Annotated in this window: 31 protein-coding genes and 1 tRNA gene; 24 read left to right on the top strand and 8 right to left on the bottom strand. The window is 44.8% G+C overall.

The features are described from left to right. Positions 1-54: 54 nt before the first annotated feature. The gene (locus tag L1D15_RS10150) at positions 55-2,019 is read left to right on the top strand and encodes a DNA topoisomerase III (RefSeq protein ID WP_239875514.1); all 1,965 of its coding nucleotides are present in this window, start codon (positions 55-57) and stop codon (positions 2,017-2,019) included. On the opposite strand, the gene L1D15_RS10145 is transcribed toward L1D15_RS10150, so the two are convergent. The 3 genes from L1D15_RS10145 to L1D15_RS10135 all read right to left on the bottom strand — a co-directional run bounded on the left by L1D15_RS10145 (position 2,016) and on the right by L1D15_RS10135 (position 4,151). Then, positions 2,016-2,801: an AraC family transcriptional regulator gene (locus L1D15_RS10145; protein ID WP_239875513.1), complete on the bottom strand. Its 786-nt coding sequence runs from the start codon at positions 2,799-2,801 to the stop codon at positions 2,016-2,018. The genes L1D15_RS10150 and L1D15_RS10145 overlap by 4 nt on opposite strands. A gap of 14 nt (positions 2,802-2,815) precedes the next feature. Then, positions 2,816-3,349: a YbhB/YbcL family Raf kinase inhibitor-like protein gene (locus L1D15_RS10140; RefSeq protein ID WP_239875512.1), complete on the bottom strand. Its 534-nt coding sequence runs from the start codon at positions 3,347-3,349 to the stop codon at positions 2,816-2,818. 121 nt (positions 3,350-3,470) lie between these two features. Beyond that, positions 3,471-4,151, bottom strand: a complete 681-nt coding sequence (locus tag L1D15_RS10135; RefSeq protein WP_239875511.1) for an SDR family oxidoreductase — start codon at positions 4,149-4,151, stop codon at positions 3,471-3,473. 149 nt (positions 4,152-4,300) lie between these two features. On the opposite strand from L1D15_RS10135, the gene L1D15_RS10130 reads away from it, so the two are divergent. Continuing rightward, complete coding sequence (locus L1D15_RS10130; RefSeq protein ID WP_239875510.1) at positions 4,301-5,227, top strand: histone deacetylase; 927 nt, start codon at positions 4,301-4,303, stop codon at positions 5,225-5,227. 8 nt (positions 5,228-5,235) lie between these two features. After that, positions 5,236-5,718, top strand: coding sequence for an NUDIX domain-containing protein (locus tag L1D15_RS10125; protein ID WP_239865648.1), 483 nt, complete (start codon positions 5,236-5,238; stop codon positions 5,716-5,718). Positions 5,719-5,798: 80 nt separating this feature from the next. On the opposite strand, the gene L1D15_RS10120 is transcribed toward L1D15_RS10125, so the two are convergent. The 3 genes from L1D15_RS10120 to L1D15_RS10110 all read right to left on the bottom strand — a co-directional run bounded on the left by L1D15_RS10120 (position 5,799) and on the right by L1D15_RS10110 (position 7,742). Further along, positions 5,799-5,889: transfer RNA gene (locus L1D15_RS10120), tRNA-Ser, on the bottom strand. Between the two features lie 158 nt (positions 5,890-6,047). Next, on the bottom strand, positions 6,048-6,797 hold the full coding sequence (locus tag L1D15_RS10115; protein WP_239875509.1) for an antibiotic biosynthesis monooxygenase: 750 nt from the start codon (positions 6,795-6,797) through the stop codon (positions 6,048-6,050). Positions 6,798-7,175: 378 nt separating this feature from the next. Further along, positions 7,176-7,742: a putative peptidoglycan-binding domain-containing protein gene (locus L1D15_RS10110; RefSeq protein WP_124940058.1), complete on the bottom strand. Its 567-nt coding sequence runs from the start codon at positions 7,740-7,742 to the stop codon at positions 7,176-7,178. Between the two features lie 630 nt (positions 7,743-8,372). Between L1D15_RS10110 and L1D15_RS10105 the strand changes: the two genes are divergently transcribed. Continuing rightward, the gene (locus L1D15_RS10105) at positions 8,373-9,419 is read left to right on the top strand and encodes a tyrosine-type recombinase/integrase (protein WP_239875508.1); all 1,047 of its coding nucleotides are present in this window, start codon (positions 8,373-8,375) and stop codon (positions 9,417-9,419) included. Next, a complete protein-coding gene (locus L1D15_RS10100; protein WP_239875507.1) occupies positions 9,416-9,655 on the top strand; it encodes a co-chaperone GroES in 240 nt (79 codons plus the stop codon). Before L1D15_RS10105 ends, L1D15_RS10100 begins: the two co-directional genes overlap by 4 nt. On the opposite strand, the gene L1D15_RS10095 is transcribed toward L1D15_RS10100, so the two are convergent. Next, positions 9,632-10,123, bottom strand: a complete 492-nt coding sequence (locus tag L1D15_RS10095; RefSeq protein ID WP_239875506.1) for a hypothetical protein — start codon at positions 10,121-10,123, stop codon at positions 9,632-9,634. The two genes, L1D15_RS10100 and L1D15_RS10095, sit on opposite strands and share 24 nt — an antisense overlap. 285 nt (positions 10,124-10,408) lie before the next feature. Here L1D15_RS10095 and L1D15_RS10090 point away from each other — a divergent pair, with 285 nt between their 5' ends. The 6 genes from L1D15_RS10090 (at position 10,409) to L1D15_RS10065 (ending at position 16,420) form a co-directional block, all read left to right on the top strand. After that, on the top strand, positions 10,409-11,104 hold the full coding sequence (locus tag L1D15_RS10090) for a hypothetical protein (protein ID WP_239875505.1): 696 nt from the start codon (positions 10,409-10,411) through the stop codon (positions 11,102-11,104). Continuing rightward, positions 11,101-12,060, top strand: a complete 960-nt coding sequence (locus L1D15_RS10085) for a hypothetical protein (RefSeq protein ID WP_124940054.1) — start codon at positions 11,101-11,103, stop codon at positions 12,058-12,060. Before L1D15_RS10090 ends, L1D15_RS10085 begins: the two co-directional genes overlap by 4 nt. Next, positions 12,060-13,658, top strand: coding sequence for a hypothetical protein (locus tag L1D15_RS10080; protein WP_239875504.1), 1,599 nt, complete (start codon positions 12,060-12,062; stop codon positions 13,656-13,658). Before L1D15_RS10085 ends, L1D15_RS10080 begins: the two co-directional genes overlap by 1 nt. Then, entirely contained in the window at positions 13,655-15,037 is a 1,383-nt protein-coding gene (locus L1D15_RS10075) for a hypothetical protein (RefSeq protein WP_239875503.1), read from the top strand. Before L1D15_RS10080 ends, L1D15_RS10075 begins: the two co-directional genes overlap by 4 nt. Before the next feature lie 5 nt (positions 15,038-15,042). Further along, positions 15,043-16,131, top strand: a complete 1,089-nt coding sequence (locus L1D15_RS10070) for a hypothetical protein (protein ID WP_239875502.1) — start codon at positions 15,043-15,045, stop codon at positions 16,129-16,131. 94 nt (positions 16,132-16,225) lie between these two features. Then, positions 16,226-16,420: a hypothetical protein gene (locus tag L1D15_RS10065; protein WP_239875501.1), complete on the top strand. Its 195-nt coding sequence runs from the start codon at positions 16,226-16,228 to the stop codon at positions 16,418-16,420. A gap of 31 nt (positions 16,421-16,451) precedes the next feature. On the opposite strand, the gene L1D15_RS10060 is transcribed toward L1D15_RS10065, so the two are convergent. Beyond that, positions 16,452-16,634, bottom strand: coding sequence for a hypothetical protein (locus L1D15_RS10060; RefSeq protein ID WP_239875500.1), 183 nt, complete (start codon positions 16,632-16,634; stop codon positions 16,452-16,454). A 379-nt stretch (positions 16,635-17,013) separates the two neighbouring features. Here L1D15_RS10060 and L1D15_RS10055 point away from each other — a divergent pair, with 379 nt between their 5' ends. From L1D15_RS10055 to L1D15_RS09995, 13 genes are all read left to right on the top strand, one after another. Beyond that, on the top strand, positions 17,014-17,211 hold the full coding sequence (locus L1D15_RS10055; RefSeq protein WP_239875499.1) for a hypothetical protein: 198 nt from the start codon (positions 17,014-17,016) through the stop codon (positions 17,209-17,211). A gap of 503 nt (positions 17,212-17,714) precedes the next feature. Further along, positions 17,715-18,005: a type II toxin-antitoxin system Phd/YefM family antitoxin gene (locus L1D15_RS10050; protein WP_239875498.1), complete on the top strand. Its 291-nt coding sequence runs from the start codon at positions 17,715-17,717 to the stop codon at positions 18,003-18,005. Next, positions 17,989-18,342: a type II toxin-antitoxin system RelE/ParE family toxin gene (locus tag L1D15_RS10045; RefSeq protein ID WP_239875497.1), complete on the top strand. Its 354-nt coding sequence runs from the start codon at positions 17,989-17,991 to the stop codon at positions 18,340-18,342. Before L1D15_RS10050 ends, L1D15_RS10045 begins: the two co-directional genes overlap by 17 nt. Before the next feature lie 284 nt (positions 18,343-18,626). After that, positions 18,627-19,088 carry a hypothetical protein gene (locus L1D15_RS10040; RefSeq protein WP_239875496.1) on the top strand — a complete coding sequence of 154 codons (462 nt, stop codon included), beginning with the start codon at positions 18,627-18,629 and terminating at the stop codon, positions 19,086-19,088. Positions 19,089-19,194: 106 nt separating this feature from the next. Next, complete coding sequence (locus L1D15_RS10035; RefSeq protein ID WP_239875495.1) at positions 19,195-21,765, top strand: phage protease; 2,571 nt, start codon at positions 19,195-19,197, stop codon at positions 21,763-21,765. A gap of 71 nt (positions 21,766-21,836) precedes the next feature. Continuing rightward, entirely contained in the window at positions 21,837-22,427 is a 591-nt protein-coding gene (locus L1D15_RS10030) for an ABC transporter ATPase (protein WP_239875494.1), read from the top strand. A 49-nt stretch (positions 22,428-22,476) separates the two neighbouring features. Then, a complete protein-coding gene (locus tag L1D15_RS10025) occupies positions 22,477-23,073 on the top strand; it encodes a 3TM-type holin (protein ID WP_239875493.1) in 597 nt (198 codons plus the stop codon). Then, entirely contained in the window at positions 23,063-23,365 is a 303-nt protein-coding gene (locus tag L1D15_RS10020) for a chromosome partitioning protein ParA (protein ID WP_124940045.1), read from the top strand. Before L1D15_RS10025 ends, L1D15_RS10020 begins: the two co-directional genes overlap by 11 nt. Beyond that, positions 23,362-23,967: a hypothetical protein gene (locus L1D15_RS10015; protein ID WP_239875492.1), complete on the top strand. Its 606-nt coding sequence runs from the start codon at positions 23,362-23,364 to the stop codon at positions 23,965-23,967. Before L1D15_RS10020 ends, L1D15_RS10015 begins: the two co-directional genes overlap by 4 nt. After that, positions 23,960-24,457 carry a hypothetical protein gene (locus tag L1D15_RS10010; protein ID WP_239875491.1) on the top strand — a complete coding sequence of 166 codons (498 nt, stop codon included), beginning with the start codon at positions 23,960-23,962 and terminating at the stop codon, positions 24,455-24,457. Before L1D15_RS10015 ends, L1D15_RS10010 begins: the two co-directional genes overlap by 8 nt. Positions 24,458-24,466: 9 nt before the next feature. Beyond that, positions 24,467-25,012 carry a hypothetical protein gene (locus tag L1D15_RS10005; RefSeq protein ID WP_239875490.1) on the top strand — a complete coding sequence of 182 codons (546 nt, stop codon included), beginning with the start codon at positions 24,467-24,469 and terminating at the stop codon, positions 25,010-25,012. Further along, the gene (locus L1D15_RS10000) at positions 25,005-25,511 is read left to right on the top strand and encodes a phage baseplate assembly protein V (protein WP_124940042.1); all 507 of its coding nucleotides are present in this window, start codon (positions 25,005-25,007) and stop codon (positions 25,509-25,511) included. Before L1D15_RS10005 ends, L1D15_RS10000 begins: the two co-directional genes overlap by 8 nt. A gap of 8 nt (positions 25,512-25,519) precedes the next feature. Further along, positions 25,520-25,813 carry a PAAR domain-containing protein gene (locus L1D15_RS09995; protein ID WP_124940041.1) on the top strand — a complete coding sequence of 98 codons (294 nt, stop codon included), beginning with the start codon at positions 25,520-25,522 and terminating at the stop codon, positions 25,811-25,813.

Genomic DNA, 25,813 nt, shown 5'->3' with positions numbered 1-25,813 from the left:
TTTAAGGGCCACATTCGATAATGTGGCCCTTATTGTATCTGCCCGATAAATTTTATGTCACGTCTGTTTATTGCTGAAAAACCAAGCTTAGGTCGAGCCATCGCTGCTGCGCTTCCTAACCCGCAAAAGAAAGAGCAAGGCTTTATTCGTTGTGGCAATGGTGACGTGGTGACCTGGTGTATTGGTCACTTGCTAGAGCAGGTAGAACCAGACGCCTATGATGACAGATACAAAAAATGGAATTTGGCTGATTTGCCAATCGTTCCTGAACACTGGCAACTGCGTCCTCGTAAGTCGGCGTCTAAACAGCTGACTGTGGTCAAGAAGTTACTCAAAGAAACATCTGAGATCATTCATGCTGGCGACCCGGATCGCGAAGGTCAGTTGTTGGTGGATGAGGTGTTGGATTACTGCAAAGTCAGTAAAACAAAAAAAGAAGCCACGCAACGCTTATTGATTAGCGACCTCAACTTACCAGCGGTCAAGCGCGCGCTAAATCAGATGCGCAGTAACCGCGAGTTTATTCCTCTTTCGGTTTCTGCTCTTGCTCGCTCCCGAGCTGATTGGCTGTATGGCATGAATATGTCCCGCGCTTATACGCTGCTAGGGCAAAAGGCTGGCTATCAAGGAGTGCTGTCTGTCGGTAGAGTTCAGACGCCCGTGCTTGGGCTGGTAGTCCGTCGTGATGAAGAGATCGAGAACTTCATCCCTCGTGACTATTTTACCTTACATGCCTTGATTCCTTATCAGGATGGCAATAGTGCGTTTGATATTCGCGCCCGCTGGAAACCGAGCGAAGCATGCAAGCCTTGGCAAGACGAAGAAGGGCGGGTTCTCAATCGTAAACTGGTCGAGAACGTTGCCAATCGAATTACGAATCAACCGGCCAAGGTTGTCGAGTCGGAGCAAAAACAAACTAAGCAATCAGCTCCTTTACCTTATTCTCTCTCTGCGTTACAGATTGATGCGGCCAAACGCTTTGGTATGAGCGCTCAACAGGTGTTGGATACCTGCCAATCTTTGTATGAAAAGCACAAGCTCATCACTTACCCTAGGTCGGATTGCCGATACCTGCCGATGGAACATTATGGACAGGCCAAAAGTGTTTGCGATGCGATATCGAATAACTGTAACGAGTTAGGTCAGGCTGTTCATGGCGCTGATTTCAGTCTCAAATCCAAAGCATGGAATGATAAAAAAGTGGATGCACACCACGCGATCATTCCTACGCCTAAAAAGGCTTCCGTAAATGCGCTGTCAGGCAATGAGATGAAAATCTATCAGCAAATTGCTCGTCAGTATCTAATGCAGTTTTATCCAGCCGCAGTTTATGCAGAAGCGAAGCTGGTGTTTGACATCGCTGGCGGGACTTTTATTGCTAAAGGTCGCCAGCTAGTATCGGCCGGCTGGAAAGCGCTGATGGGAAAAGTGGACGATGACAACGCGGGCGTTGATGCAGTTCCCCCACTTGATGAAGGCACAGTGCTGACTTGTCGCGAAGGCGAGATCAAAGACCGTAAGACTGAGCCACCTAAGCACTTTACTGAAGCGACTTTACTGCAAGCGATGACAGGCATCGCACGTTTTGTTGAAGACAAAGAGCTGAAAAAGATCCTAAAAGAAACTGATGGGCTAGGTACCGAAGCGACTCGTGCAGGTATTTTGGATACGCTGTTTAAGCGTCAACTGCTGCAACGGCAGGGCAAAACAATCCTCAGTTCACCAGCGGGAAGAGGGCTAGTGCATGCGTTGCCTTCTGAATCGACTTATCCTGATATGACCGCGCATTGGGAGCATCAACTTCAGGGAATGGCTGAACGAAATCAAGCCTACGGACCGTTTATGCAAGCGCTGCAGACGCGTATTGATGATTTAATGCATCAAGTCAAAGGCGGCGAAGTACCTGAGTCGCTGCGTCATCTACCTAAGGTGGAACGTCCTGCCTTTAAGCGTAAGCGGAGAAGCAGTGCGAAAACTGGTGGTCAGAAACGTGCGACCACGCGCCGTAAGAGCAGTTAATGTTCATTGCCAATAGTTCGTTGATACTCTCTTGGCGTGACGCCAAACCTTTCTCTAAAACGCTGACGAAAGCGTTCTTCCGACTGATAACCGCACATTTGCGCTAACTGGTAGCCATCATATTGATGTTTTTGCATCAATTGCAATGCATGGCTAAGGCGCACCTGCGCCAATAATTGCCGATACTGACTGCCTTCTTGTTTAAGCTTCCTGATCAGCGTTGCCCGGCTCATGCCGAAATGATCGGCGACGTCTTCAAGAGAGTGTTCGTCCGCTGGTGCGATGGAAAGGTACTGGGTGATAGTTTGTGTCAGTGATGCTTTGGAAGAGCGAAAAATCTTATGCAGAGCGCCTTGTTCTGCCAACTGCTGATAAAGCGGCATTATCCAATACTGTTGAGTGCGGGGGCTCATCGCCTTTAAGTTAACTGTTGCAAGTGTATTGAGTGTGTCTCTGATTGCTTTGTCGACTAAGTAGTAAGAGGGACTCGATGAGTGAGCGGCATTTTCGCTCAAATCGAGCATTTCCTGACTAGGTAAATAGTGGAAGCTAAACACTCGTGACAGGAATGGCCCTTTTTCTGGAAGATTGGCAAAGTTCCATGAGCTGGCTGCGCTGCACAATATGAGCGAGTCAGGCGTTAGCGTGACAGACTCTTCCTGCCAGAACAGTCTTTTGTTGCCGGATAAAATCTGGATGATACTAGGGGAGTGAATCGTCACATTTCTCAAAGCTTGCAAGTGCTGGGCACGAAACTCAGTGATCTGAAATTGGTGGGCCATCACTCCTCCTTCAATTAGCGGGTATAGGTTGCTGTTAGGGTTGCTTTCGCTAATGCGAGGCTGTTAAGGGTAAAGCCAACCACAGCCGCCGGTGTATCCTCACCCAACTCCAGCTTGGCTTTTGGTAGTGCCCAAACCGTGAACTGATAACGATGCATACCATCACCCACGGGCGGACAAGCGCCACCAAAGCCTTTGGTGCCATAGTCTATGCGGGTTTCGAAGCCACCCAGCTTGCTGATATCTGCCCCTCTAGGTAGCTGACTGATGCCAGCAGGAATATCGAGTGCAATCCAATGCCAGAAGCCACTTTCGGTCGGCGCGTCTGGATCGTAAGCTGTAATGGCAAAACTCTTGGTTCCCTTTGGTGCGTTGTCCCAGCTTAACTGCGGCGACAAATTATCGCCTGAGCATCCCCAGCCAGCAAACTCGAAGGTCTTCTCCATTGGATGACCTTCCTGAATATCCTGACTCGTCAGATCAAAGGCAAATGTTTTGCCTGACAGTATTAGGCCTGCTGTCATTAGTGCTAATGTGGTGGCTTTCATGTTGAGCTCCTTGTGTCTGATTTAGTATCAGTTTAACGAGCTCAATCTGTTTTTATGGATCTAAAAGTATCATATTTAATCTAATTTTAGTTAAAAGTGATACTTTTTGTTGGTTTTGATATTACCAAGGAAGTGCACTGCCATCATAGTTGATAAATTCACCAGAGCGGCTGATATCGGCACTCTCGATCACGTCAACAAGTCCCGCTGCGGATGTTTGCGTATCAATTAACGCATTTGGCCCACCCATTTCAGTTTGTACCCATCCAGGGTGGAGCGCCAAAATGGTGAATCCTTGACTGGTAAGGTCGTTACTCAGGCTTTTCACTACCGAGTTAAGTGCGGCTTTCGATGAACGATAAATATAACCGCCACCAGATGTGTTCTCTGTCATGCTACCGACCTTGGAAGAGAGACAGACAACTTTCTTCAAATTGCCTTTTGCTAGGTTTGGAAAGAGTGATTCAACGAGCTTAAGCGGTGCAATGGTGTTGATTTCAAAAACTTTTCGCCACTCTTCGATATCAGTGTTACCAAAGCCGTTACCTTTTGGTCCGTAGTAGCCAGCATTATTGATCAGCAAATCAATGGCAGGCAGTGCATTGGCGAGCTCATTTAGCCCTTGATAATCAGTGACATCAAATGGATGACACGTCAGCTTGTCGCCTTCCAGATCAAGGAGCTCCTGCGAGCTTTTCTCTGAGCGATAGGTTGCGTGAACCTGCCAGCCTTGAGCAAGATAGTTTTTGACTAAGCTTAGCCCGATACCACGGTTAGCTCCGGTGATTAGAACAGTTGTCATAGTGGTCCCCAGTAAAGTGTTGTAGCTATTTTGCTCAGTGGTTAATGTAAAATCAACTTAATAAATGATAATTATTACTATTTGTTGAGAGTTACAACCGTGATGCAACTTGTTACCATACTCAAAACACAAATATCGATAGTTAATCAATGATCCCGCTGATTTATCACTCCATCTATTCAGAGCTGCCGTTACCTCAAGGCCACCGGTATCCGATCCATAAGTATCGTCTGTTATTCAATGAAATTGAAAAAGTGCGCTATCGCGACAAACAATGGCAAGCGTTGTTTCATTATTGTGAGCCACAAGCTTTGACACCTGATGAAGTGATGATGACGCACTGTAAGCAATATGTCTCTGAACTGTTTTCTGGTCGTTTGCCTGCGGCGCGGATGCGACGTATTGGTTTCCCATGGAGTGAGTGTCTTATTGAGCGCACGTTGACATCCGCTGGTGGAACTTGTCTGACAGTTGAAAAAGCGATTGAGCATGGTGTGGCTATCCACCTGAGTGGCGGATACCACCATGCACATTATGATTTTGGCAGTGGGTTTTGTTTGCTTAATGATTTGGTTTTGGCGGCAAAACGTGCACTAACACATGACGGCATCGAAAAAGTGCTGATTGTTGATAGTGATGTTCATCATGGTGATGGGACGGCAACGTTATGTGTTGATCAGGATGACATCGTGACGCTGTCCTTTCATTGCGATAAAAACTTTCCCGCGCGTAAGCCAGATTCGGATATGGATGTCGCTTTACCACGTGAAACCAGTGATGAAGAGTTTCTTAGCACATTTACTTCGGTTGTCGAGATGGCGATTAATCTGCATCAACCGGATTTGATTCTTTATGATGCGGGTGTCGATATTCATGAAGACGATGAGCTGGGCTACTTCAATGTCTCTACTCAGGCGATTTATCAAAGAGATGTTGCTATGTTTCAATTGGCAAAAACGAATGCATTACCGATAGGCTGTGTTGTCGGAGGAGGTTATCGCACTGATCACAGTGATTTGGTGCCAATCCACATGCAATTGCTGAATGCAGCTTTGCAAGTTTATGGAAATCATTAAGGTGAACAATGGAGCATAGAATTCGCGCGGCGGGCATACTTATCGATAATGACGCAATTTTGCTTTTGAAAGTTAAAGACTTTTCAGGAGAGTATTGGATCCCACCGGGTGGCGGCATGGAAGAGGGGGATAGAAGTTCAAAAGATTGTGTCGTGAGAGAGTTTAAAGAGGAAGCGGGGCTAGATATTGAAGCCGGAGAGCTGATTTGTGTTCGTGAGTTTTTTGAAACGCATAGAAATCGCTATCACTCAGAATTCTTTTATCGTGTTTCTCACTATGACGGTGAGCCTCATATTGAGAACCTGCTTGGGCTCAATGACGAAGATTATATTCAGTCTGTGGAGTGGGTGGCTTTGGGGGATGTGAGTGGTAAGCGTATATATCCGAAAGAGCTTAAAGATAAGGTATTAGAACTGATTGATACCGAGTGCTTTTCTATCCATTTAGGTAGTTATACACAAGGTGATAAGGAAGATCTTAATCGATTGTAGAATAGGGATCGTGCTCAGCAGTGATTATTATAGGCGTCCAAAACAAGAAAACCCCAGCCTTAAGGCTAGGGTTCTTAAATTGGCGGAGAGATAGGGATTTGAACCCTAGATACGCTATTAACGTATGCCGGTTTTCAAGACCGGTGCTTTCAACCACTCAGCCATCTCTCCTTTGTTGACGCGAATGATATAGAGGTTGGTTTTTCTTGTAAACCCCTAATTTTACTGATTGCTTTAATTGTGAACACTTAGTGCAGAAAATGAGTTCAAGTGCGTACTTTTAGACCTAATACATCGCATAACAGAGGTATTTGGTCGTAATGAGTTGATCAATGTTGTAAGAGCTCAATGACTTGATAGGTTTGAATACCAGCAAGAACACCTTGCTCCCAACCACCTTCAACTAGGGTTTCTGCCTTTAGTTTCAATGCGGCGGCCACGTCACCATTAAAGTGAGCATCCACTGCGGATTTATCCGAGAAGAAATCAACGATACCGAATTGATTACCACCGAAATGTACAGCAAACCAGTGGAGAGTACCGGGTTCTTGAGTCGATACTATCTCGGCGCCTTGTCTGAGTAATTCACTCAGTGCTTGCTCTTGTCCGCTTTTTGCGGCAAGAGGAATGTAAGTGGCGATGTTGACAGAGTTATTGGCATTTTCATTGACTTTAGAGGCAATAATGTCGGCATTATGAATGTTGGGTAGTACGCCTTCAGCCCAGCCACCTTGAACCAGAGTCTTTGCATTCTCACTAAGCGCTTGAGGAACAAGTCCAGAGAAGTGGGTGTCCTGAGCCGCTTGAGAGCCGAAAGCATCAAATATGACAAAAGTGTTTTTATCCTTATTCTGAAGTGCCGACCAGAACAGAGTGTCGGGTTCGTTTTCTTGAACGAGTTGCGCGCCAATGGAAAGAAAATTGCTTAGCTCGGTGCTTTGGCCTTTCTGTGCTGTAATTTTAATCACACTGGCTCTCTTGAGAGCTTGCTCGGTTGGTTCTGCATTAGCGCCCATTGCGATAGCAAAAATAGAGAAAATGGAGCACACGCGCGAGATTGGGCTTATGATTTTTAACATCTTGTATACCTCTTCATATGAGTAGTTTGGTTTGAAGCAAAGTATACTTTTCTGATTTTTAGGATAAATAGCGCTTATTCGGACTTATAGTTCTATTTAATAGGACAAAAAAGGGGGCATGATTGCCTTTGTCTACCTTATTTAGGACGGGTGAGGGTGAAAACAAAAAAGAGAGCCGAAGCTCTCTTTTTCTAGGTGTAATGGTCGGACTGACTGGATTTGAACCAGCGACCCCCGACACCCCATGACGGTTACTTAAAACATCTAACTAATTGAATGCATTGGCTTTGATGGTTTTTTATCTCTGTGTATGTAGGACATTTTGATACACCGTGCTTCAATTAAATCAATGAGTTACCATAGGGTTTTGGAACCGAATTAAGATAATCCAACTCGATTTTTCATCCAACCATAAACAAAGGTTTCATTCTTTTCTCTAGCTTCGGTGATGTCTAAATAACGCGCCCCCTGGGATGAGTTCAGTGATTTCCAAAGTACTACTTCCCCTTCATGGCCACGCTTCGATAAGAACGCTGTTAATGCTTTGATAGTGGCTGGTCCTATATGGCCATCGACCGTCAAGTCTGAATAATAGGCTTGTTTGTTGTTATACACGTTGAGCCAACGTTGCAGGAACTTAGCAGCGACACCTTGTCCCATATTCACACCAGTATCGATAACCTCTTCACCGATAATTGCGCTGATCTTATGAATCTCATCAAAACGAACGCGCTGGACGTATTCACCTAAGTACAAAGATTTTGCTATATCAGGTGTAAGGTCATTCATAAGTCCTTTGTAACCAAGGTTACGAGCTGTTTTTTCGGTAATTCCATATGTGGTATCTCCGCCCAGGTCATCTTGGTTGTTTGAACGAAACCCTTCTTTTTCCATGATCTCATAGATGATTTCATCGATAGTTCTAGCTACGGGTAATTTGCACATAGTTGCCTCCTTTGGTTGATATGTGCATTTTTACCTTGTTGAAAAACTTCTTAGAGGGCGTTCTGGGAGCATTGCTTACTGTTATCCCCCTAAGTTCTTCAGAACGCTCAACATAATGGGCGGCTTTCTTTCGATGTTGTCTTCTCCCCCGCACCCCCTAAAGAGATATGGGCGCCAAGATAGAGTCCTGAACATGAAAAATAGGATGGCGGCTTGAGGGTGTTTGGTCAATTCTATTGTCATGCATACTTAATCAAAACCTGTGAATACATGGGGATGAGTTCTCCATCCCTTATTCAGCCTTGATTTGTAATAAAAATTCCTCCACAAGTTGCACGGTTTTTTCCATGAGTCTGCGCATTTTCTCCATGAGTTGCGTTTTTTCTCAAATTTGGTGCGTTCTTCTTTCTTTTCTTTCTTTATTTAATAAAAAGAGAGAGATAGAGAACAAGAAAGAAGGAAATGAGCGCAAATTGGTATCCATGAGTTAATTTTGGTGTGTATTTTTTATCCCATAGGTTTTTTTAGTCTCCATGGTTTTTTCCATGGATAATTTAAAGCCCTCCACATTGCTTAAAGCCTTATAGATACTGGTTTTATTGAGTTCTCAACCAGCAAGCCCATAGTTCCATGGATTTATCTGCCCCTGACCAAGAAATAAAACAAAACACTGCTGAACCTGATCTGGTTGATCTGTTTCTTACATGGAAGCAGGAAAACGAAAACTGCAGCACTAGAACTATTAGCAAGTATCGCGGCCTACTAAAGCAATTTGGTGGGTACATAGATAACGATTTTGGTGCTGCTGAGCTAAAAACGTTGGAACAGTTTTCTGGCGGGTGGCTACACCGAGCTGGTTACTCGGCCGCATCCAGGAAAGTGGCAGTTGCCGCTTTACGAGGCTTTTATTCTTTTCTCGCTAAGCGACACCTCATCGATAAAAATCCTGCAGTTGAACTGGTTTATCCGAAGATTGGACGAAAACTACCTAGATTTATGGGACTAAAGAGTGCTGAAACGCTGTTGTTGCAGCCTGATTTAGATTCTCTGTCGGGTTTGAGAGATAGTGCGATGCTTGCTTTACTCATTGGATGTGGTTTCAGGGTCGCTGGTCTTTGTGGATTAAACGAATCACAATTGATTTGGTATCAATATGGAGAAGTAGAGCGTTTGGCCATTAAAACGTTGGAAAAAGGAGAAAGAGAGAGATTGGTTCCTGTTCCTTTAGAGGCGATGCTTCTGGTCCAAGCATACTTGGGACATCCTGACCTTAAAGATATTGATCGTGTGCTTGAGAACGGAGACTCGGTGTTGTTTGTTAACCTCAGGAACAGGCATGTCCCTGAGTGGGAGCATAGAGGAGAGCTACGTCGACTATCTTGTCGGGCAGTTGATAGGATGATTAAGAGATATGCTATTGCTGCCGGAGTTCCTGAAGACCAGGCACACGCTCATGCAATGCGCCATTTATTTGGTACCGAATTAGCTGAGTCCGACTCTTCAACCTTACAAATTCAAGCTTTGATGGGGCATGCAGATCCTAAAACTTCAGAGATATATACTCATATATCGATGCGCAAGATGACTCATGTTCTCGATAAAGGAAACCCTTTGAGTAAAATGGACACCCCGGTTACGGCACTATTACAAGAAATGAAGAAGGGTAAATTACTATGATATTGAAGCCGCTTCATGATTGGGTAGTAGTATCTAGAAACAAAGTTATATCCGAAAGATTTTGGTTGCCTGAACAGGTATCAAACAAAGGAGAAGTAATTGCGATAGGACCGAAAGTGGTAGAACTTTCGGTCGGAGATAAGATTCAATTCAATCCTTACGCTGGACTAGAAGTATCGATGCAAGGGGAAACGTTTCTTTTTATCAATGAGTTAGAAGTTATATTTATTAGATAGCAACTTTTTTAGCTTTGCTATTACGTCCGACTCGGGAGTAGGGTTCCAGTGTATGAACGTTAAATACTTGTCGAATTTTTCATGACAACCACCTTCTGTGAGTTGTTTGGTAATCCATTCATTTATTGATAGTACCTCTTCAGCGTCACCGTCTTGAGCCCCGCCAACTAATTGCCTTCCCGTTAATAATTTAAGTTTTAACACTTTGTTAAGTAACTCTTGCCTATAAGAGTTTACGTCTTCATCAAACAAGAACGGTATGTGTTGAGTGCTTATTTTGAACTCATCAATGTTTTCTTGGGGAATAGTATTTGTAAGGGCCACGTTTAAAAACTTCATGCAGGCCTGATATGAGCCAAAGCGCTTTTCGAACAATCCCAAATGAACCTGTGTACGTGATGAGAGAAGTTGTTGCCAGCCAACAAAAGCTAGCACTGCAGTAAATATGACTAACAATATATCTGTCATATAAGAGGCTCCTTGTAAATTATAATCAACTAGGGTCACTTTACACCTAAGCTTTAAGTCTTAGAACACATATAACCCGTCTTTAACTTTATTTCTAAACTCAGTTATACTGGATGTTGACGGACGATTGTGGGAGCTATGAGAACTCACAATCGAAACGACCAAACCCGTCAATGTGATACCTATCACTAGCTGCACATACTAACAGAATGCGCAGCTCATCAGCTTACTGTGGTGCTCGAGCCTTTGTGTTTACTGGAACCAGTTTTCATAAAGGATTAGAGAATGCGCAGCTTAATCTCAAAATATCTACATGTACTCAGTGATCATCAGGTAACTCACCAAGGGGTGGGGGCTCGGCATAGAGAAACGCACACCCTCAGAGAGGGGGGACGGTACCTAGATAACTACACCAAATTAGAACTTTCATTAAGCGCTCATGAACTTGAAGCTGCGTTTGAGTGTTTGGAGCTTCCTGCGCATTGGTCTGAGATTCAGCGAGAAGTTGGGGCTTTAAAGTTTTTGGAGTTGTGGCGGGGGTTGGAGTCTTTACGAACTGGACATCGATTGCGAATAAACGTTGCACGAATGTCTGAGAAACACAATAAGATGAGTGCCGAAGAGTTTGAGCATTGGCTTGATGCTCAACGTCTATCTAAACCCTGGTTTGAGATTTATTACGCATCAAGTTCTGAACAATATCGTTATATATGGCAAACGCTATATAACGCCGCCTATACCCCTCAAAGGAAAACACTTCGTATTTATGTTCCAAGTTTTAACTTTTGGAACAACCACCTTAAGCGAATGCTAATGTTTAACCTTCTTCATGCCGGCGTACCTAAAGATAAAATTTCCCATCATCTGTTGATATGGACAGGCCAGACAGCTTCTCAAACGCGGATCAACTTGGCCGTTAAATTGCTCAACGAATATGGTCCCTCCTTTTTGCGCGAAAAAGCGTGCGAAATACAGCTATGAATGAGCATAAACAACCTAAAGCCATGGTCACATTTAAGTGCAGCTCTTGTAACTACACTTTCAGGAGTGAACCTTCTCGCGTTGAAGATGAGCCCACTCGCGCTCACCCATTTCGTTATTATGCGATTTGTGATGGATGCCAAAAAGAAGTTCAGCAAGTTCCCTGGGAGGTTGGTCAGTTCTGCGCGGTTCTCTCAGCAACAGGCCCTAAAACTCCCGAAGGTAAAGCCAAGTCCTCTGCAAATTTGCAGGCCGTTAGCGATAGAGGCGTTAGTCGCTTCAACGCTTTAAAACATGGTGCAAACGCAAAAACCGCTTTGTTTTTCCCAGCTCGACCAGGTAAGTACCCTCAATGTGCGACCTGTGATGTCGACCATGCTTACTGCGCGACTCAGCCTGCTTGTATAAAGCGAACTGAATTAATGATGCAGCATTTGATAGCCTTTCAATCGAATGACCCCAGTAAACTCACTGAAATGCACGCCATCAACCAAGCGAACATGGCAGCAATATTTCAGGACATGATGCAAACCATAGTCTCTGATGGTGTTGCGCTGAGGAACCCTGTTTATGACTTCGATAAAGATGGTGGCTTCCATATTGGTCAGTACAAAAATGAGCAAGGAAACCTTGAGACGATTGAAGAAGTAAAAGCGCACCCATTGTTGAAGCCAATGCTAGAGATGTTGAGCAAAAACAACCTGTCGATGTCGGATCTAAACATGACTCCTAAAGTTCAGGTTGATCAAGGTTTAGAGATGGGACGAACTTTAGAAAATGAAGATGAAAGAGAGTCTGCCCTTGAGTATCAACGTCAGATGAAAGAACAGATGTCAGGTTTGCGAGAGATGATAGCCAACTCCCGTAAGCGAATTCGAAATGACGAAATTTTGATAGAACACAATCAAGAGCATATGGCGGAAGACGCTGATTATATCGATGGAGAAGTCGAATAATGGCTGACCGTATATCTGCGAAGGAGCGGGTTGAAATTCAAAGCCGAGCCGAACGGGAGATTCAGCGTTATGCAGGCAACCATGGGATGTGGCATAAGCACGTTCATAATGTTGAGCTGGATCCAATGCAACTGCTCAAAATGGAGGAGATGGACCAAAATCTCAATACCGTCGATAACAGCTGTCGCCGAACGGGTAAAACCGCCGTTAAAGAAATGTACTTACTCGAGCACAATGCTATTCATTGCGACCAAGAAGGCGGTATCGTTGCCCCGCGAGAAGCGCAGTCTCTCGTCAACCTTAGTTATCACCTTGATGCGATTCGCCGCTCTGACATCTTGAGTGGTTATGTAGCTTACAAGCAAGGTCGAAAACAGCTGGCTGATACCTATTACGAGTTTGCCAATCGTTCAAAAGCTCGAGCTTACGGTATCATGGCCAACGTTGATGGTGGTGATTTGACTTGGGCATCCTTAGAGGAAGTCGATGACCTCGACTCGGATCGACTGTATGGACGTTTCCTGCTAATGATGGGTTCAAGCAGGCGACTTGGCGCGAGCAAATCAGCAATCAATAATCCCCAAATTCGAATTACAGGTGTGTTTAAAGGTGCCGATGTACTTAGCGGAATGATTGATTCTGGCGAGTACCACTGTTTGCCAACTGTGGACTGTTATTTAGGAATAGAACTTGGGATTCTAAATGAAGAGTTCATCATGTCGATGCGCAAGCAGCTCCCAGAAGATGAATATATCCGTCAGTTACTGTGTATTAACGTAGCAGCCAAGAACCTCATTTGGGAAAAGTACATCCGTTATGCAATTCAAGTGGGCGCCAAGATTGGATTAGAGCCCTCTGAACCAGACCCATTCACTTTTTACAAAAAACGCGGCGTTCTTGCATTTGGATATGACCACACTGGTCACGGTGAAAACCTAGCCTCTTCTCGTTCCTCGCTAGTTGTCGAAGAACAAGTAGGTAATTTTTCTATAGTCATCTTCGCTAAAACTTGGCACCCAAGCACCGACGAGAGCGTTATTAGAAAAGATATCGTGGGATTTTGGCGTTATTTCAGACCCGACTATGCAATAGGCGACGCCTTTGGAATAGGTTTAATAACCCAGGTTAACGATGATCTATTTGCTGAGGGTTTAACGCAAATAGACCGTCGTGCAATTGGTGATGGTGAAAGTATGGCTTCCACCTGGCCTGAATGGGCTTTTTCACCATTACGATTTGAAGGCATGGCCAAACACCAAATGGCGCAATCACTTCGAAGCGCCTATCACAATCGTCAAATGGTGTTGCCTTATGTTGACGATAGGGAAGCCGACCCTGCCGTAGAGGACTACGTCAACTTACCTAGGCAAATCAAAAATATCAAACCGTCCCCGGTGAAAGCGGGGAGTTATAGCAGTTATCAAATGGTGAAAAAATCGATTGGAGATGACCTTTTTGATGCGCACATGGCAAGTCATTGGGCTCTCGTTACACAAGGAGCAGCGCCCGTGCCAAGTATTATCACCATAAATCATAAGACCCGCGATCAACTCTTGGGCGCACCAAGTAGCTTAGATTTATTAAGGAACTTAACATGAGCCGAATTAAAAACGCATGGCTAGCAATTAGAGGTAGACCTCTTCCTTCTGCGCCTAATACCTCAGGGAATCACCAGGGTGAGAAAACCTCAGAGAAAGGTCATATTGCGGACCCTGAACGCTCGGTACAGTATTTGTATGAACAAATGCAGATAGACCCAAACCTTAGAGCTTCAATTGTTATGCTTCGTCATATGGACCGTATCGACCCTAGGGTAAAAAAAATTCATCGTCGCATTGCTAGGGATGCGACTAAAGGTGGGCTGAAACTGCACTGGATAGGCAAAGAAAGCGCCAGAGTAAACAAGCTTTGGCAGCAGTTTATGTTAAGACTGCAACTTAACAATCGCAGCAAACTAATGAGCGATGCTTCGGGCTTGGCCAAAGAAGGAAATTTACCATTGCAATGGGTGGTGAACGAACTCAGCCAGGTCACTAGTTCTATCCGCATGCCAACAGAAACGATTATACCTATCGTTGACCAGTCGGGTCGGTTCAAGAACGTGAAACAAGCATTCCGTCAGGTGGATCCGCTCACTTATCAGGAGCTGTGTACATTCCCGCTATGGCAACTTACCGTTAGTCGATTAGACCCGGACAATTATGATGACATGGGATGTATGGGCAGGCCCTATCTAGATGCGTCACGAAGCATCTGGCAAAAGCTTATTATGACAGAAGAGGATCTTGTCATTAGGCGTCGTACTCGAGCGCCGCAGAAATTAGCTCACTCTCTCGATGGTGCAGATCAAAAAGCACTGGATGAATATAGAGAGCGTGTCGAAGGACAATCGGGAGAAATTGCGACAGATTTTTATGGGAATAAGCTAACGGTGAGTGCGGTTGGCGGTGATGCAAACATGGAGCAAATAGCGGATATCACTTTGCTGGTCGATGCGTTCTTTTCTGGAGCTCCTGCACCAAAAGGATTATTTGGTTACGTTGATGGTTTAGCTCGGGATGTGCTGGAAGATTTAAAACGCGACTACTACGAAGAAATCGACGCTCTTCAAGACGCCTTGGCTTATGCCTATGAAGACGGTTTTAAGTTGCAGCTTTTACTGGCCGGCTTAAACCCCGATTCTTTCCAGTTCCAAATTCAGTTTGTGGAACGCATGACAGACAGTAAGAACCAACGCGCAGACCTGGCATTGAAATATCAGGCGCTTGGCATGCCACGTAAACTTGCTTGGGAATCTGCAGGAGTAGACGTGCAACGTGCCGAAGCGATGCGAGAAGAAGAAGCTAACAGCAAAGACCCATATCCTGAGCATAACGAGCTGGACGACGAAGACGACGAAAATCAAAAGCCGAAAGTTAGCATTACCCCAAATAATCAGCCGAAAGGCGAAAGCGCCACCTCTATCAGCAACGGATAAATGTAATGGCCGATAACCAACGGACTCAAATTAAGGCAACGATTCGTCGTGCTATGCAATCTGCACAAAGCGCGACGAATGAGCTTGATTCTCAGGCTATGAGAGAGCTGACAGCATTGTATCGTTCTGCGCTGGCAGAAATTCAGCAGCTAGTCACTAATTCTGCCAATGAAATGGGGACAGTTCGTCTTTCTCAGTTGCAAGTGCTAACTAGGCAAATTGAAGAGATTCTTAACCAAATCAATCAAACTCAATCGCATATGATTGAGGGATATATTGTTGAAGCCGCTAAGAACGGTGGCAATACGTTCTCTACCAGTATTCCTGTTGAGAGGGTATCGCAGTCCATTGACTCTGCGGTGTTAGCGGTGCGGACGATGAAACTGAAAGATGGTTTACAACTTAGTGATCGCCTTTGGCGCGTACACCGAAATGCAAAAGAGCAGCTAATTCAAGCGGTAGAACGTGCGGTCATTTTGGGTAACTCCGCAGCTGATGCCGCGCAAGAGTTCCAACAAAGGGCGGAAGCGGTACCACTCAATATCACACAACAAATGAATATGGCGAGTGGGTCTGCGATAAACAAAAAAATGAAAGATGCACTGATCGATGATCAAGGCGCCCCATACCATCAAATTAAGCGAGTAATGCGCACTGAAATAAACCGTGCTCATGGAGTGGCGTTCCAGAACTCGGCATTTGAAGATGAGTTTGTTGTTGGTACCAAGTTCAAACTTAGCCCCAATCATCCGAAAAGAGATATCTGCGATATGCACGCCAAAGCAAATTTATATGGGTTAGGAGAAGGGGTTTATCCTCAGGGTAAAAGTCCATGGCCAGCACATCCCAATACACTTAGCTACGAACAAGTAGTGTTTGTTGATGAGGTGTCAGATGAGGATAGAGCCGGGCAAACCAATCACTTAGATTGGCTTAAGAGCCAGAGTAAAGAGCTACAGAAAGCAGTACTTGGTCACGATAAGAAAGTTTCGGCTCTTCATCAGGGGCATTTAACTAAGGGTATGATCGCAACTCCATGGAAACACTTGGAGCCTGCACTAAAGCGTAAAGGGGTTGATACTGCAAGCCTGTGAATAACTTGCCCCCTGTTTTCCACGTATAAATCGATATAATGGCTACGTCAGTGATATTACAAGGCAAAATGCCAATAGCTAGGAGCCAACTACAATGAATACTGCTACCGCTTATCAGTCACAAGCTAACATCCAAAGCCAGAAAGTCAGTGAGGTTACCTGCATCTGTGGTCATAGAATCTGTGATAGTGAAGGAATTATCCGTTCACGTTGTGTGAAACTAATCGAAGGTGAGGCGTTGTGTCGCTGCAAACGCTGGGTAAAAGTGCCGATTCATAATAAAGCCTGATGTAGCATCAGGCTTATTACATCAAATTTTGTTAGAGGTGCTCTAAGGTTACGGATAGTGCTTCATAGTCGGCTTCGACTGTAATGATTTTGTCTGTTGATAAACGGACAAAGCATTCCCCTTCATCAGCTGGCTCGATACTGACTATGTGGCTTAAGTTGATTGTGATTGGTTCCTCGGTGTGTAATGACTTAAATGTCAAAAATTTACTCATTTATGTATTCCTCATTCTAGCTGGTCGTTAAATACAATCTCTGCATTTCGATATTACACATACCCCATTAAGTGCATAGTGTTGACTTACAGGAAATGCGCAGTTACTCTTAATTTCATAACAGCAAAATCTGTTAACTGGGTTAGCGTCCAGAAAAATTACACAGAGCCCAAATAAGATGCGCTCAGCATCTTTTTTTGTGGGCGGTGTTCGCGCACACCTAAAAAAGCAGTATTCTATGGTGGCTCGGGCAGGGGAGACTTCGGTCTCGCCAGTACCTGTGTAGCTGGTAACGCTAACCTTGTCCGAGCTACCACCCTTTTGAGTATTAGCGTTCTCTACGTGGTAGCAACCAAGCTAATACACAGGAGACATCACTATGTCTGCAACTTCTCATATCACAAAAGATCCCCATTCTCTGGTTTATGCGACCCGTCAAAGTATCGGCTGTCTAGCAACTATGGCTGCGGGTAATGATGGAAAAATTGAAAACATCACCGGAGAACAACTGTATTTCTTACTTTCCTCGTTTGGCGAAGAGCTTGATGTCGCGTTGGCTAAGATGGAGGCAGAGTAATGGGACTCTTATCTCAACAACAAGACCAGACTAACTATCAAGCCGCATTACACCAGTTAATGAACGAGCCATACCGAGCGGTGGTTTGTGAATGTGGCCACTGTATTTTCACTCATAAAGGCATGATTCGTTCACGGTGTGTAGATGTCAGAACTGGAAGAGCTTTGTGCCGGTGTAAGAAATGGGTGAAGGTACCAACCTTACCTCACTAGTTGAAATCGAGCCCGATAGAAACATATTTCGGGCTTTTTTGTGTCCTTTGAATAATGAGTTTTAATTTAGACTTTTTTTAGTCTCCCTCTTGTAATTGGTTCATATTTAGTCTAAATTAAGATCATGAAAGATGTGGAGGATATTTATCGAAGAGATGTAACAGCAACGCTATCAAACTTAATGCATTTGTTAGCTGCTGAAGTCGTAACACACTCCCAAACACAGATATTTAAGAGTAAATTCCCCAACCTATGTGGCATTGAAATGGGAGCAACCGCCAGGAGATCTTAATGGAAGCTAGTAACACAGAAACGGTAAGTTTCTTAAAGAAAAACGCGGCAGACTTGCCAGTCGATGAGCCGTTAGTCATTACACAAAATGGTGTGCCCAAGTATGTTGTTGAATCGTACGCAGATAAAAAGCAACGTGATGAGGCAATCGCTATGATGAAACTAACCACTTTTGCTAAGCAAGACGTGGCTAATCAGCGTGTAAGTACTCTCGGCAATCTAAAGGCTCGTTTGTCAGAACGAAAAAATAGATTGAATAGAGAGAATAATAACGATGGACAAACAGGTTAATATTCAACTTACAGATACATTTGATAAAACGCTCGATAATGTCATTGCCCACTATAGTCAGTGGAATGACGAGGCCGTAGTTATCGAGCGAGTGGAGGAGGTGTTAGAAGAGTTTGAGCAGCAGGTAAGCGGTCAGCCTTATTCGTATTCTCGTAACCCAGAGTTAGTGAGTCTAGGTGTCAACTCAGTTCGCAACGCAAATTCCAAAGGTTTTCGTTTACTATATGAAGTGAACGAGACCGAAAATGAGATACGTGTTGATTTGTTGTTATTTCTAAGTACAAAGCAAAGTGTCGAAAAACAACTTGTAGACTACTGTTTATATCAGAATTTATAGTCATCTGACGTTTTAAGTAGAAAACTGCATTTCAGATGATGTTCAAAAGCTGTTTGTAGCACCTTCCAAAAGGTAATGCACATGCCTCTAACTGCTATTGATTGATAGCTGAGCCCCCGAATAATCGGGGGCTTTTTATTTTTAGCAGTTTTATCCAATGCTAGAACATATTCGTTGCATATAATTTTGAGTATTACATAACAGATTCAAATGTTTAATGGTGATTTAGCACTAAAGTACTAGTAAGTTGCATGTATGTATAAACAGTATAGAGAGAGTTTCTTATGAGTAGAAGAAGTGACCCGATATCTGGTCTTGCCGGATTAATCGCTGTGGTAATTGTGGGCGGGATTCTTTATTTATCAATGACATTAAAAGCGCCTTTTAAAGTTACAATGATTAGCTCGTTTGAGGTGATATTTGTTAGCGTCCTATATGGCGCATACGCGTTTTTGTTTTACGTGAAAGACTATTCTCCTTATGGGTGGTGCAGACCTGGGAGACTTCCGAGAATTTGGCCTCTGGCCTTAACATTGATTTATTGGGCATGTATATCGGTTATCGATCAAGCAGGAACTGTTCAATACACAGGGTTCTTAATTGAGAAAAAGAAATTCCTTTTTGACACTGAACCAGCTTGGTATTCATTGTGGTATTGGAAAGTGTTAATCAGCTTGTTTATTGCGGTGGGAGGCCAGTTCTTCCACCTAGCAATTCATAAGTTGTGGTACAGATATTTGGATTAAATACACCCCTCCAAACGGTCACAACAAAGCGCCACACTGCCTGTAATTGGCGACCGAGCCCCTGATTCATCAGGGGCTTTTTTCGTTTATAGGCAAAGGAAATCTCATGTTTAAATCTCACCTCGCAGCTAGTGTTGTACTAGCGCTTTCCTCTTCAACACCTCAAGGTGTGATTCACCTGCTTTCCGATGCCGTAAAGGTGGATACCTCAAATAAACGTAGCATCGTCACCATTACCCGAACCGGCACATTTTATGATCCGCGCTATGGCGAGTTTGAACTGACCCAGCAGATGTTTGATTCCATGATCAAGAACTTCAATGAAGGAGTGTTTGGTCAGGAGATCAATATTGATATTGCCCATAAACCTGAAGATGGGGCTGGGGCGGTGGTAAGACGCCTGTTTACCGACCGCGGTCGTTTACGAGCAGAGGTGGAGTGGTACGAACTCGGCATTAATAAGGTCATTAAAGATGGCTTTAAATACTTATCTGCTGAAATTCATCCTAACTATGTCAGCAATGAGGCCGGACAAGATGGCCAATACCAACAGTTTGGTCCAACGCTACTTGGAGCAGGTCTAGTCACCAGACCGTGCATCAAGAACTTAGACAAAATCGAACTCAGTGAAGCCAGTCTTCACGATTGCCCAACTTATCTTTCCGAGTCTTTAGCTAATAAATTTTCCGAGGAACGTCAAACCATGTGGAAACAACTTATAGCGCTGTTTGAAAAGCAGCTAAAAGGTTTAAAACTGACAGCAGAGCAACACACTGCAATGGTCAAACTTCTAACCGATTCTCTAAATGGTGTCAGTGAAGAAGATAAAGCTAAATCGTTAAGCGACCAGGTACTTGATACAGCTAAGTTGCTGTCAGCATCTGGCACTACCGACACTCCTGTTATCAACTTAACTGGCGGCTCACTGACTGAAGAAGACGTAGTTCGTATTCTTGGTGAGCAAGCGACTAAAACGGCAACGGTACAAGCCGAGCAACAACAAAAGCTTGAAGCGAGAGTGAAAATCTTCACTGATGCGATCGATAACGCCGAAGGGCTAAGCGACGACATCAAAAAAGAGCTGAAAGAAGCCAAAGACCTGATCACCACTGAGATGACCGAAGAGCAAGTAACCAAACTTGCTGAAAACCAAATCAGCCACGGCAATCAGAAGATGGTATCAGTGCAGCTGGGTGAGATGGGCTTTGGCCATGTCGCTGGCTCTGTGACACAAACGCCAGACCAACAGCGCGAAAGTCTACAACTGCAATCACAAATTCACTCTGCTCTGCGTAACACCAATACCTATTCCTTAGGCCAACTCAACCTAACGGAAGAAAAAGAATTGCCAGTCTTTGCTCGCCAGGTCCTAGCGGAGTTTGATCGCCTTCACCACCGCCAAATTCATGCAGAGCGTTTAGCGCTGACAGGTCAGGGTGGGGCAAACGTCATTTCAGATACTGAGTTACCCGTATCGGTTCAACGTGAAGTGATTCGTGAAGCACTGTCTGATCTTAATGTCCTTCAACTGGTGCAAACGCTAACCGACTTTAGCGCCTCGGCAACTACTAATATTCCATATGAGAACCGTGATGTGTCGGCGATCATGGGGGATGGTATTGTGTTTGAGCACAACACTATTCCGAAAGTGAAAAACTCACAGCGTATGGACTTGGCTTACGTTCTGCCAATGAAAGTGGCGTTTGAAGTCTCGAACGAGCTCATGCATTTTTCCAAGTCTTCTACCATTAACTGGGACGCTTGGGGGCGTAATGTTGCTACGGCTAGCCGCATCATTAAAGAGCTGGTTGCTCGTCGCATCGTCAACACCATGCAGCGCGTAGCCGATTCACACCTAGCTGCAAAGGCAAATGATGAAGACATCGCTGCACAGTTGCAGGGCGCGTACATCATCAAAACGGCTCAATTCCCGATTGTGGCGCCGCATCAACAATACGACTTGCAAGGCAATACTGTTGGTGCGCCAGAGAACCCAATTACGCTAACAATTGATGAGCAACAGGTTCAGCCGTTCGACGGCTCTGGTAAGCAACCGGCAGGTACTTATTACGTGGTTCAGTCGTACAACCTAGGTAAGTTGGTTCTCGTTGATGAGGCTGGCGAATTGAAGTCAGTAACAGCTACCAATGCTTCAATTACCTATAGCTACGCAACCAACATTGTCAAAGTAGACAGTGATATTCCAGATGGCATGGCACCAGAGAAACACTACAACAAGCTGCTGCAGGCAATTGGCCGTCGTAAAGCGATTATGAAAGATGACCGCTTTGTGACTCCAGACTTCCTACTGATGTCGAACACTCTGAACGATACCTGTACCAACGCAGAAACGTTTGTTGCCTCTATGAAGCGCAGTGGTACCGACACCACATCTCAAGGTGATCTGGAAATGGTCAAGTCATTGCCAGCGTTCTCAACCAATGCACCGGCAACACACCTGGGTGATGAGCGCATCATCATGGGACAGAAAGGCGCATTGACATACACCGTGGTTAAGCCATTCACCCTTAGCGAAATGCAAGAAGCGCGTGATGCAAATGGCCAGCTCAAAGGTGGCAAAGAAGCCTATGGTGAAGAGTACAACGCAATTCACTGTCCTAAACCAATTCGTAACCGCTTTACCAGCGTACTGTTCTATTCAGCCACTGGCCGATAGTGCGAGCCCTTGCCCCCTTACTTTGAATTGAGTCATGGGGGCTTTTTCCTAACTTAAGAAGGTGAATTATCATGCCTGTCATGACTGCGTTTACAAACAACGAAAAACAAACCGTCAACATTGGTGGCCGCTCTGTTCAACCTGGTGAGACGCGTGAAGTCGATGCTCGCTTTGTTTCGGCAGCACCAGAAACCAACCGTCAAATCATAGTTCTGTACATAAACTTTGGCATTACGCCGAAATATTTCGGTACAACGGTCGTGCAGCCAAATACTGCAGCACGCTTACCAATCATTCATTTTGAAAATCCAAACAAAGCCGATGCTGGTGCATTTCAAGATGCCGTGTTCTCTGAGTTGCTAGAGAAAAAAGTCGAAGACATCAAGCCTTTCTTTTCCTCGTTCGAAGACGACGAACTTGAACGTTTAGCAGAGCTGGAACAATCAGACGGCAAACGTAAAACACTGCTCAAAGAGATCACTGACACGCTCGCAGCGCGTAAAGAAGATCGCGAATTTGACCCTCAGAAGTATGCGCAGTCTTTGGAAGGTAAAGACGAAAGCGAACTGCAAGTTGAGCTTTTGGCCGCTGGCGACAACGAGTTAAAACTGAAAGCGATTCAAGATGCGCTAGCTAAGTTAAAAGCTATTGCTGAACAATAAGTTAATGGTTGGTGCCGTCATTGATGACGGTACCAACTAAGGAGCCACTATGTGGGATAAAGTTAAGTCCATGATCGCTAGCGCAGCGCCATTGGTAGGTGGGTTAATTGGTGGACCTGTAGGCGGCAGTGTTGGAGCGCTTGTAGCGCATACGCTGGGTGTTGAAAATACACCAGACGCGATTGAGGCCGAGCTAAAAAACAACCCAGATGCATTGTTGAAAATTAAGCAGATGGAAAGTGATGAGCGTATTCGCTTGCGTGAACTTGCCTATCAACATGCCGAGCTAGAAAGTGCGGAACGAAAACTGGTTCTCACTGAGCAACACAAACTCATGAAAGCGGAACTGGATAGTGAAGATTCATACGTTCGTCGTTGGCGTCCGACCTTTGGGTATGCCGTTTGTGCTGCGTGGACATCTTTGTTTTTTGGTATCGCATTGTTAATGCTCATTCACCCCGAGCATACAGAAGCAGCGTTTACAGGGGCGGCAAAACTAACTGGCTTATTCTCTGTTGCTTTGACTGTACTTGGCCTAAATATCCATAAGCGCTCCCAGGATAAACAAGTTTCCTCGGGTGTAATGCCTGCAGGAGTTTTAGGCAGTGTCGCCTCTAAACTACGTGGAGGGGCAGATGTCCGGTAGCCCTGTCTCTCAAACAGAGTTTCACGCATTTCGTAGTGAGATGCGTGAATGCATGCAGCAGCAAACCGAGCTGATGAGGCAAATGGTAGAACTGCAGACCAAACACAACAATTTAGAAAGCACTGTTCGCCGGATACAAAAGGTATCTGACGAAACGCTTAAACGCCTTATTCCTTTGGAGCAGGCTATTTCTGGCGCCTCAGTGAAGTCTCAATATAACCGTGATCTTATCTGGGTAATTTTGCTGTTTGTCGTCGGGATAGCTTCTTGGAAAGTAAGAGGTGGAATGTGAACGTAACCGATTTAACCACCAAGTTGCAGAAGGCATTGAAAGACAGCGCAGAATTGCTTGAAGGTCTCGAACTGCAAATCATAGAGATCGCTCTGGCGGACTTCAGCCGTTATCGTCCCCAAACCAAAATAGCCACTTTTACTCTTATGCCCAACCAACTGCTATACAAAGCACCGGTTGGTTTGATTCGTGTTCGCAACGTGCTCTATGGACAAAGCCAACGAACAAAACAGCCTTGGGAAGTTGGTTACCCACGAAATTTGCCTAGGCTATCGGTTATTGATGATGACAGTGATACGAAGTTGATTCAGCTCTCACATTTCCCTGCTGATTCTGTTGTTATGAGCTGTGGCCGGGACTTCTCTTACACCTACTATGCTTGTCGGAAAATAGTGAACGAAACGATAAACATCGATGTGCAAGACGAACCTTTATTGTTGCTCCGCTGCATGGCAGAAGCAGTGAAATACATAGCCATTCATCAACTCAGCAAAACGGTTTCTGTACGCAATAGTATTGGTGGTGAAGCGAAAAACGGAACGCCAGCAGCTGTACATGAGCAATTGATGACGCTCTTCGAAAGGCAGATAAATAATGCGTGAGTTAAGTGTTGAACTTCATACGTCCGCATTGGATGAAGCATTCAGAACTGCTCCAGATGCGTTGAACAAGCATTTAAAGGCAGGAATTAGAACCGCGGGTTCATTGGTCTCTCGAGCAGCAAGAGAAGAGGCACCGGAAGCCGAATCCACATTAACTCATTCTATACGCTCTAATCAGGTTGGAGAGCTGCAGAGAATGGTAACCAGTTCTTTGCGGTACAACGCTTTTGTTGTTGGTGAAACTGGTCCTCAAGGTATTCCACCGATTCAGTCAGTTTTGGATTGGGTGAGAGTCAAAAGGATTCAACCGAATAATCCCAAACATGATCAACGAGACCTGGCCTTTATGATTGCACGTTCAATCGCTAGAAACGGCACTGCTGCTAATGATTTTTACGATCGTGCTGCAGAACAAACTCAAGATAAGGTTGCGCAGATTTTACAGCGCTCTGTCGCTGCTGGAATGAAAGCTGCGGGCTTTAAAATGTAGGAGCTTGGTATGACTCAACCTACCCCTAGTGACATCATGAATAGTATTGAGGCTGCATTTAAAAAACACAGCCCAGAACGAACAGTTACTCGTAATTGGCAAGAGCGTGCTGCATACCTAAGTGAAGAATTACGTCCAGGGGTTTTGACCCTGGTATACACCGGCGAAAGTCCTCTAGGTGATGTCTACAACACACGCATGAACTTTATGGCTATTGGTCGTATTTATTGTGGCCAACAATCGAAAGGCATTGACGTCGAGAACGCTGAACTCACATTTCTAAAAGATTGGCGTTTGTTTTGTTCCTCGTCTGCCGCAGGCAACATCTCCATTCAGAAGGTGTTCACTTCTCAACAGCAAGAGGTACCAGACGGCTGGTTTATCTGTGAATGCGTGGCTGGCCCTTATGATTTCGGTGGTGAGGTTGATTGGTTGCCTGAAGGACCTTCTGAAGTGCCCACTGAAATTCATGTCAGCCAACCACCAAATATTGGTGAAGCGCATAAAGATGATTATTTAGCTATCTCTGATTTGGATGGCGAAAACAATGAGTGAGTTTACTCAGGCGCAGCTAGTACGGTTAATCTCTCAGATGATCCAAATTGGTACCATTGTTGAGGTTCAGGCCAAGCCGCTGCGCTATAAAGTGCAGTTCACTTCTGACTTAACAACAAATTGGATTCCATCGGATGTTGGTCATGCCGGTGCGGTGAAGGATTTTGCTCCTCATCAAGAGGGTGAACTCGTGCTGGTTGTGAAGGAATTCAATACTCAAGGTGGTGTTATTGTGGCGAGTCTCAACCAGATGAGTCGTGACCAACCGAAAGACGACATTAATCTGTTTTTCCGAGAGTTTCCCGACGGTACATGGTTGGAATACGACATGCTCAATAGTCGCTTTTCCGCAAAGTTTGCAGGAGATGTTCAAGTTCATATTACAGGTAATGCCATGGTTCATACTGATGGGAATTTATCAGTGACGAGTGGTGGAACGATGGATTTCACCGCAGGCGGTAATATGTCGTTTGCCGCACCTCGAATTGATTGGAACTAGGAAGAAACATGTCAGCTGTAGCAAGAGTAGGGGATCAATGTACAGGTCACGGATGTTGGCCTCCGAGACCGTCCGTGGCAGGAAGTCCTGATGTTTTTTGTAATGGAATTGCAGTGCATCGGCAGGGGGATGGTTGGGCTCCTCACACTTGCCCATCTATTCCAGAAACACATGCAAGTGTACTCGCAAATGGAAGTAGCTCTGTCTTTGTCAATGGAAAAGCTTTGGGGCGTATAGGTGACCCTGTTGTATGTGGTTCTTCTGTAGCAACTGGTTCAGCTGACGTGTTTGCAGGTGGTTAG

Source organism: Vibrio sp. Isolate25 (assembly GCF_022398025.1).
GTDB lineage: Bacteria > Pseudomonadota > Gammaproteobacteria > Enterobacterales > Vibrionaceae > Vibrio > Vibrio coralliilyticus_A.
Note: the sequence above shows the minus strand (reverse complement) of the source record. Positions and strands in the feature narration are given on the sequence as shown.

Excerpts from the sequence above, each read along its gene's own strand:
- L1D15_RS10150 (WP_239875514.1), top strand. The coding sequence starts at position 55 with ATGTCACGTCTGTTTATTGCTGAAAAACCAAGCTTAGGTCGAGCCATC.
- L1D15_RS10145 (WP_239875513.1), bottom strand. The coding sequence starts at position 2,801 with ATGGCCCACCAATTTCAGATCACTGAGTTTCGTGCCCAGCACTTGCAA.
- L1D15_RS10140 (WP_239875512.1), bottom strand. The coding sequence starts at position 3,349 with ATGAAAGCCACCACATTAGCACTAATGACAGCAGGCCTAATACTGTCA.
- L1D15_RS10135 (WP_239875511.1), bottom strand. The coding sequence starts at position 4,151 with ATGACAACTGTTCTAATCACCGGAGCTAACCGTGGTATCGGGCTAAGC.
- L1D15_RS10130 (WP_239875510.1), top strand. The coding sequence starts at position 4,301 with ATGATCCCGCTGATTTATCACTCCATCTATTCAGAGCTGCCGTTACCT.
- L1D15_RS10125 (WP_239865648.1), top strand. The coding sequence starts at position 5,236 with ATGGAGCATAGAATTCGCGCGGCGGGCATACTTATCGATAATGACGCA.
- L1D15_RS10115 (WP_239875509.1), bottom strand. The coding sequence starts at position 6,797 with ATGTTAAAAATCATAAGCCCAATCTCGCGCGTGTGCTCCATTTTCTCT.
- L1D15_RS10110 (WP_124940058.1), bottom strand. The coding sequence starts at position 7,742 with ATGTGCAAATTACCCGTAGCTAGAACTATCGATGAAATCATCTATGAG.
- L1D15_RS10105 (WP_239875508.1), top strand. The coding sequence starts at position 8,373 with ATGGATTTATCTGCCCCTGACCAAGAAATAAAACAAAACACTGCTGAA.
- L1D15_RS10100 (WP_239875507.1), top strand. The coding sequence starts at position 9,416 with ATGATATTGAAGCCGCTTCATGATTGGGTAGTAGTATCTAGAAACAAA.
- L1D15_RS10095 (WP_239875506.1), bottom strand. The coding sequence starts at position 10,123 with ATGACAGATATATTGTTAGTCATATTTACTGCAGTGCTAGCTTTTGTT.
- L1D15_RS10090 (WP_239875505.1), top strand. The coding sequence starts at position 10,409 with ATGCGCAGCTTAATCTCAAAATATCTACATGTACTCAGTGATCATCAG.
- L1D15_RS10085 (WP_124940054.1), top strand. The coding sequence starts at position 11,101 with ATGAATGAGCATAAACAACCTAAAGCCATGGTCACATTTAAGTGCAGC.
- L1D15_RS10080 (WP_239875504.1), top strand. The coding sequence starts at position 12,060 with ATGGCTGACCGTATATCTGCGAAGGAGCGGGTTGAAATTCAAAGCCGA.
- L1D15_RS10075 (WP_239875503.1), top strand. The coding sequence starts at position 13,655 with ATGAGCCGAATTAAAAACGCATGGCTAGCAATTAGAGGTAGACCTCTT.
- L1D15_RS10070 (WP_239875502.1), top strand. The coding sequence starts at position 15,043 with ATGGCCGATAACCAACGGACTCAAATTAAGGCAACGATTCGTCGTGCT.
- L1D15_RS10065 (WP_239875501.1), top strand. The coding sequence starts at position 16,226 with ATGAATACTGCTACCGCTTATCAGTCACAAGCTAACATCCAAAGCCAG.
- L1D15_RS10060 (WP_239875500.1), bottom strand. The coding sequence starts at position 16,634 with ATGAGTAAATTTTTGACATTTAAGTCATTACACACCGAGGAACCAATC.
- L1D15_RS10055 (WP_239875499.1), top strand. The coding sequence starts at position 17,014 with ATGTCTGCAACTTCTCATATCACAAAAGATCCCCATTCTCTGGTTTAT.
- L1D15_RS10050 (WP_239875498.1), top strand. The coding sequence starts at position 17,715 with ATGGAAGCTAGTAACACAGAAACGGTAAGTTTCTTAAAGAAAAACGCG.
- L1D15_RS10045 (WP_239875497.1), top strand. The coding sequence starts at position 17,989 with ATGGACAAACAGGTTAATATTCAACTTACAGATACATTTGATAAAACG.
- L1D15_RS10040 (WP_239875496.1), top strand. The coding sequence starts at position 18,627 with ATGAGTAGAAGAAGTGACCCGATATCTGGTCTTGCCGGATTAATCGCT.
- L1D15_RS10035 (WP_239875495.1), top strand. The coding sequence starts at position 19,195 with ATGTTTAAATCTCACCTCGCAGCTAGTGTTGTACTAGCGCTTTCCTCT.
- L1D15_RS10030 (WP_239875494.1), top strand. The coding sequence starts at position 21,837 with ATGCCTGTCATGACTGCGTTTACAAACAACGAAAAACAAACCGTCAAC.
- L1D15_RS10025 (WP_239875493.1), top strand. The coding sequence starts at position 22,477 with ATGTGGGATAAAGTTAAGTCCATGATCGCTAGCGCAGCGCCATTGGTA.
- L1D15_RS10020 (WP_124940045.1), top strand. The coding sequence starts at position 23,063 with ATGTCCGGTAGCCCTGTCTCTCAAACAGAGTTTCACGCATTTCGTAGT.
- L1D15_RS10010 (WP_239875491.1), top strand. The coding sequence starts at position 23,960 with ATGCGTGAGTTAAGTGTTGAACTTCATACGTCCGCATTGGATGAAGCA.
- L1D15_RS10005 (WP_239875490.1), top strand. The coding sequence starts at position 24,467 with ATGACTCAACCTACCCCTAGTGACATCATGAATAGTATTGAGGCTGCA.
- L1D15_RS10000 (WP_124940042.1), top strand. The coding sequence starts at position 25,005 with ATGAGTGAGTTTACTCAGGCGCAGCTAGTACGGTTAATCTCTCAGATG.
- L1D15_RS09995 (WP_124940041.1), top strand. The coding sequence starts at position 25,520 with ATGTCAGCTGTAGCAAGAGTAGGGGATCAATGTACAGGTCACGGATGT.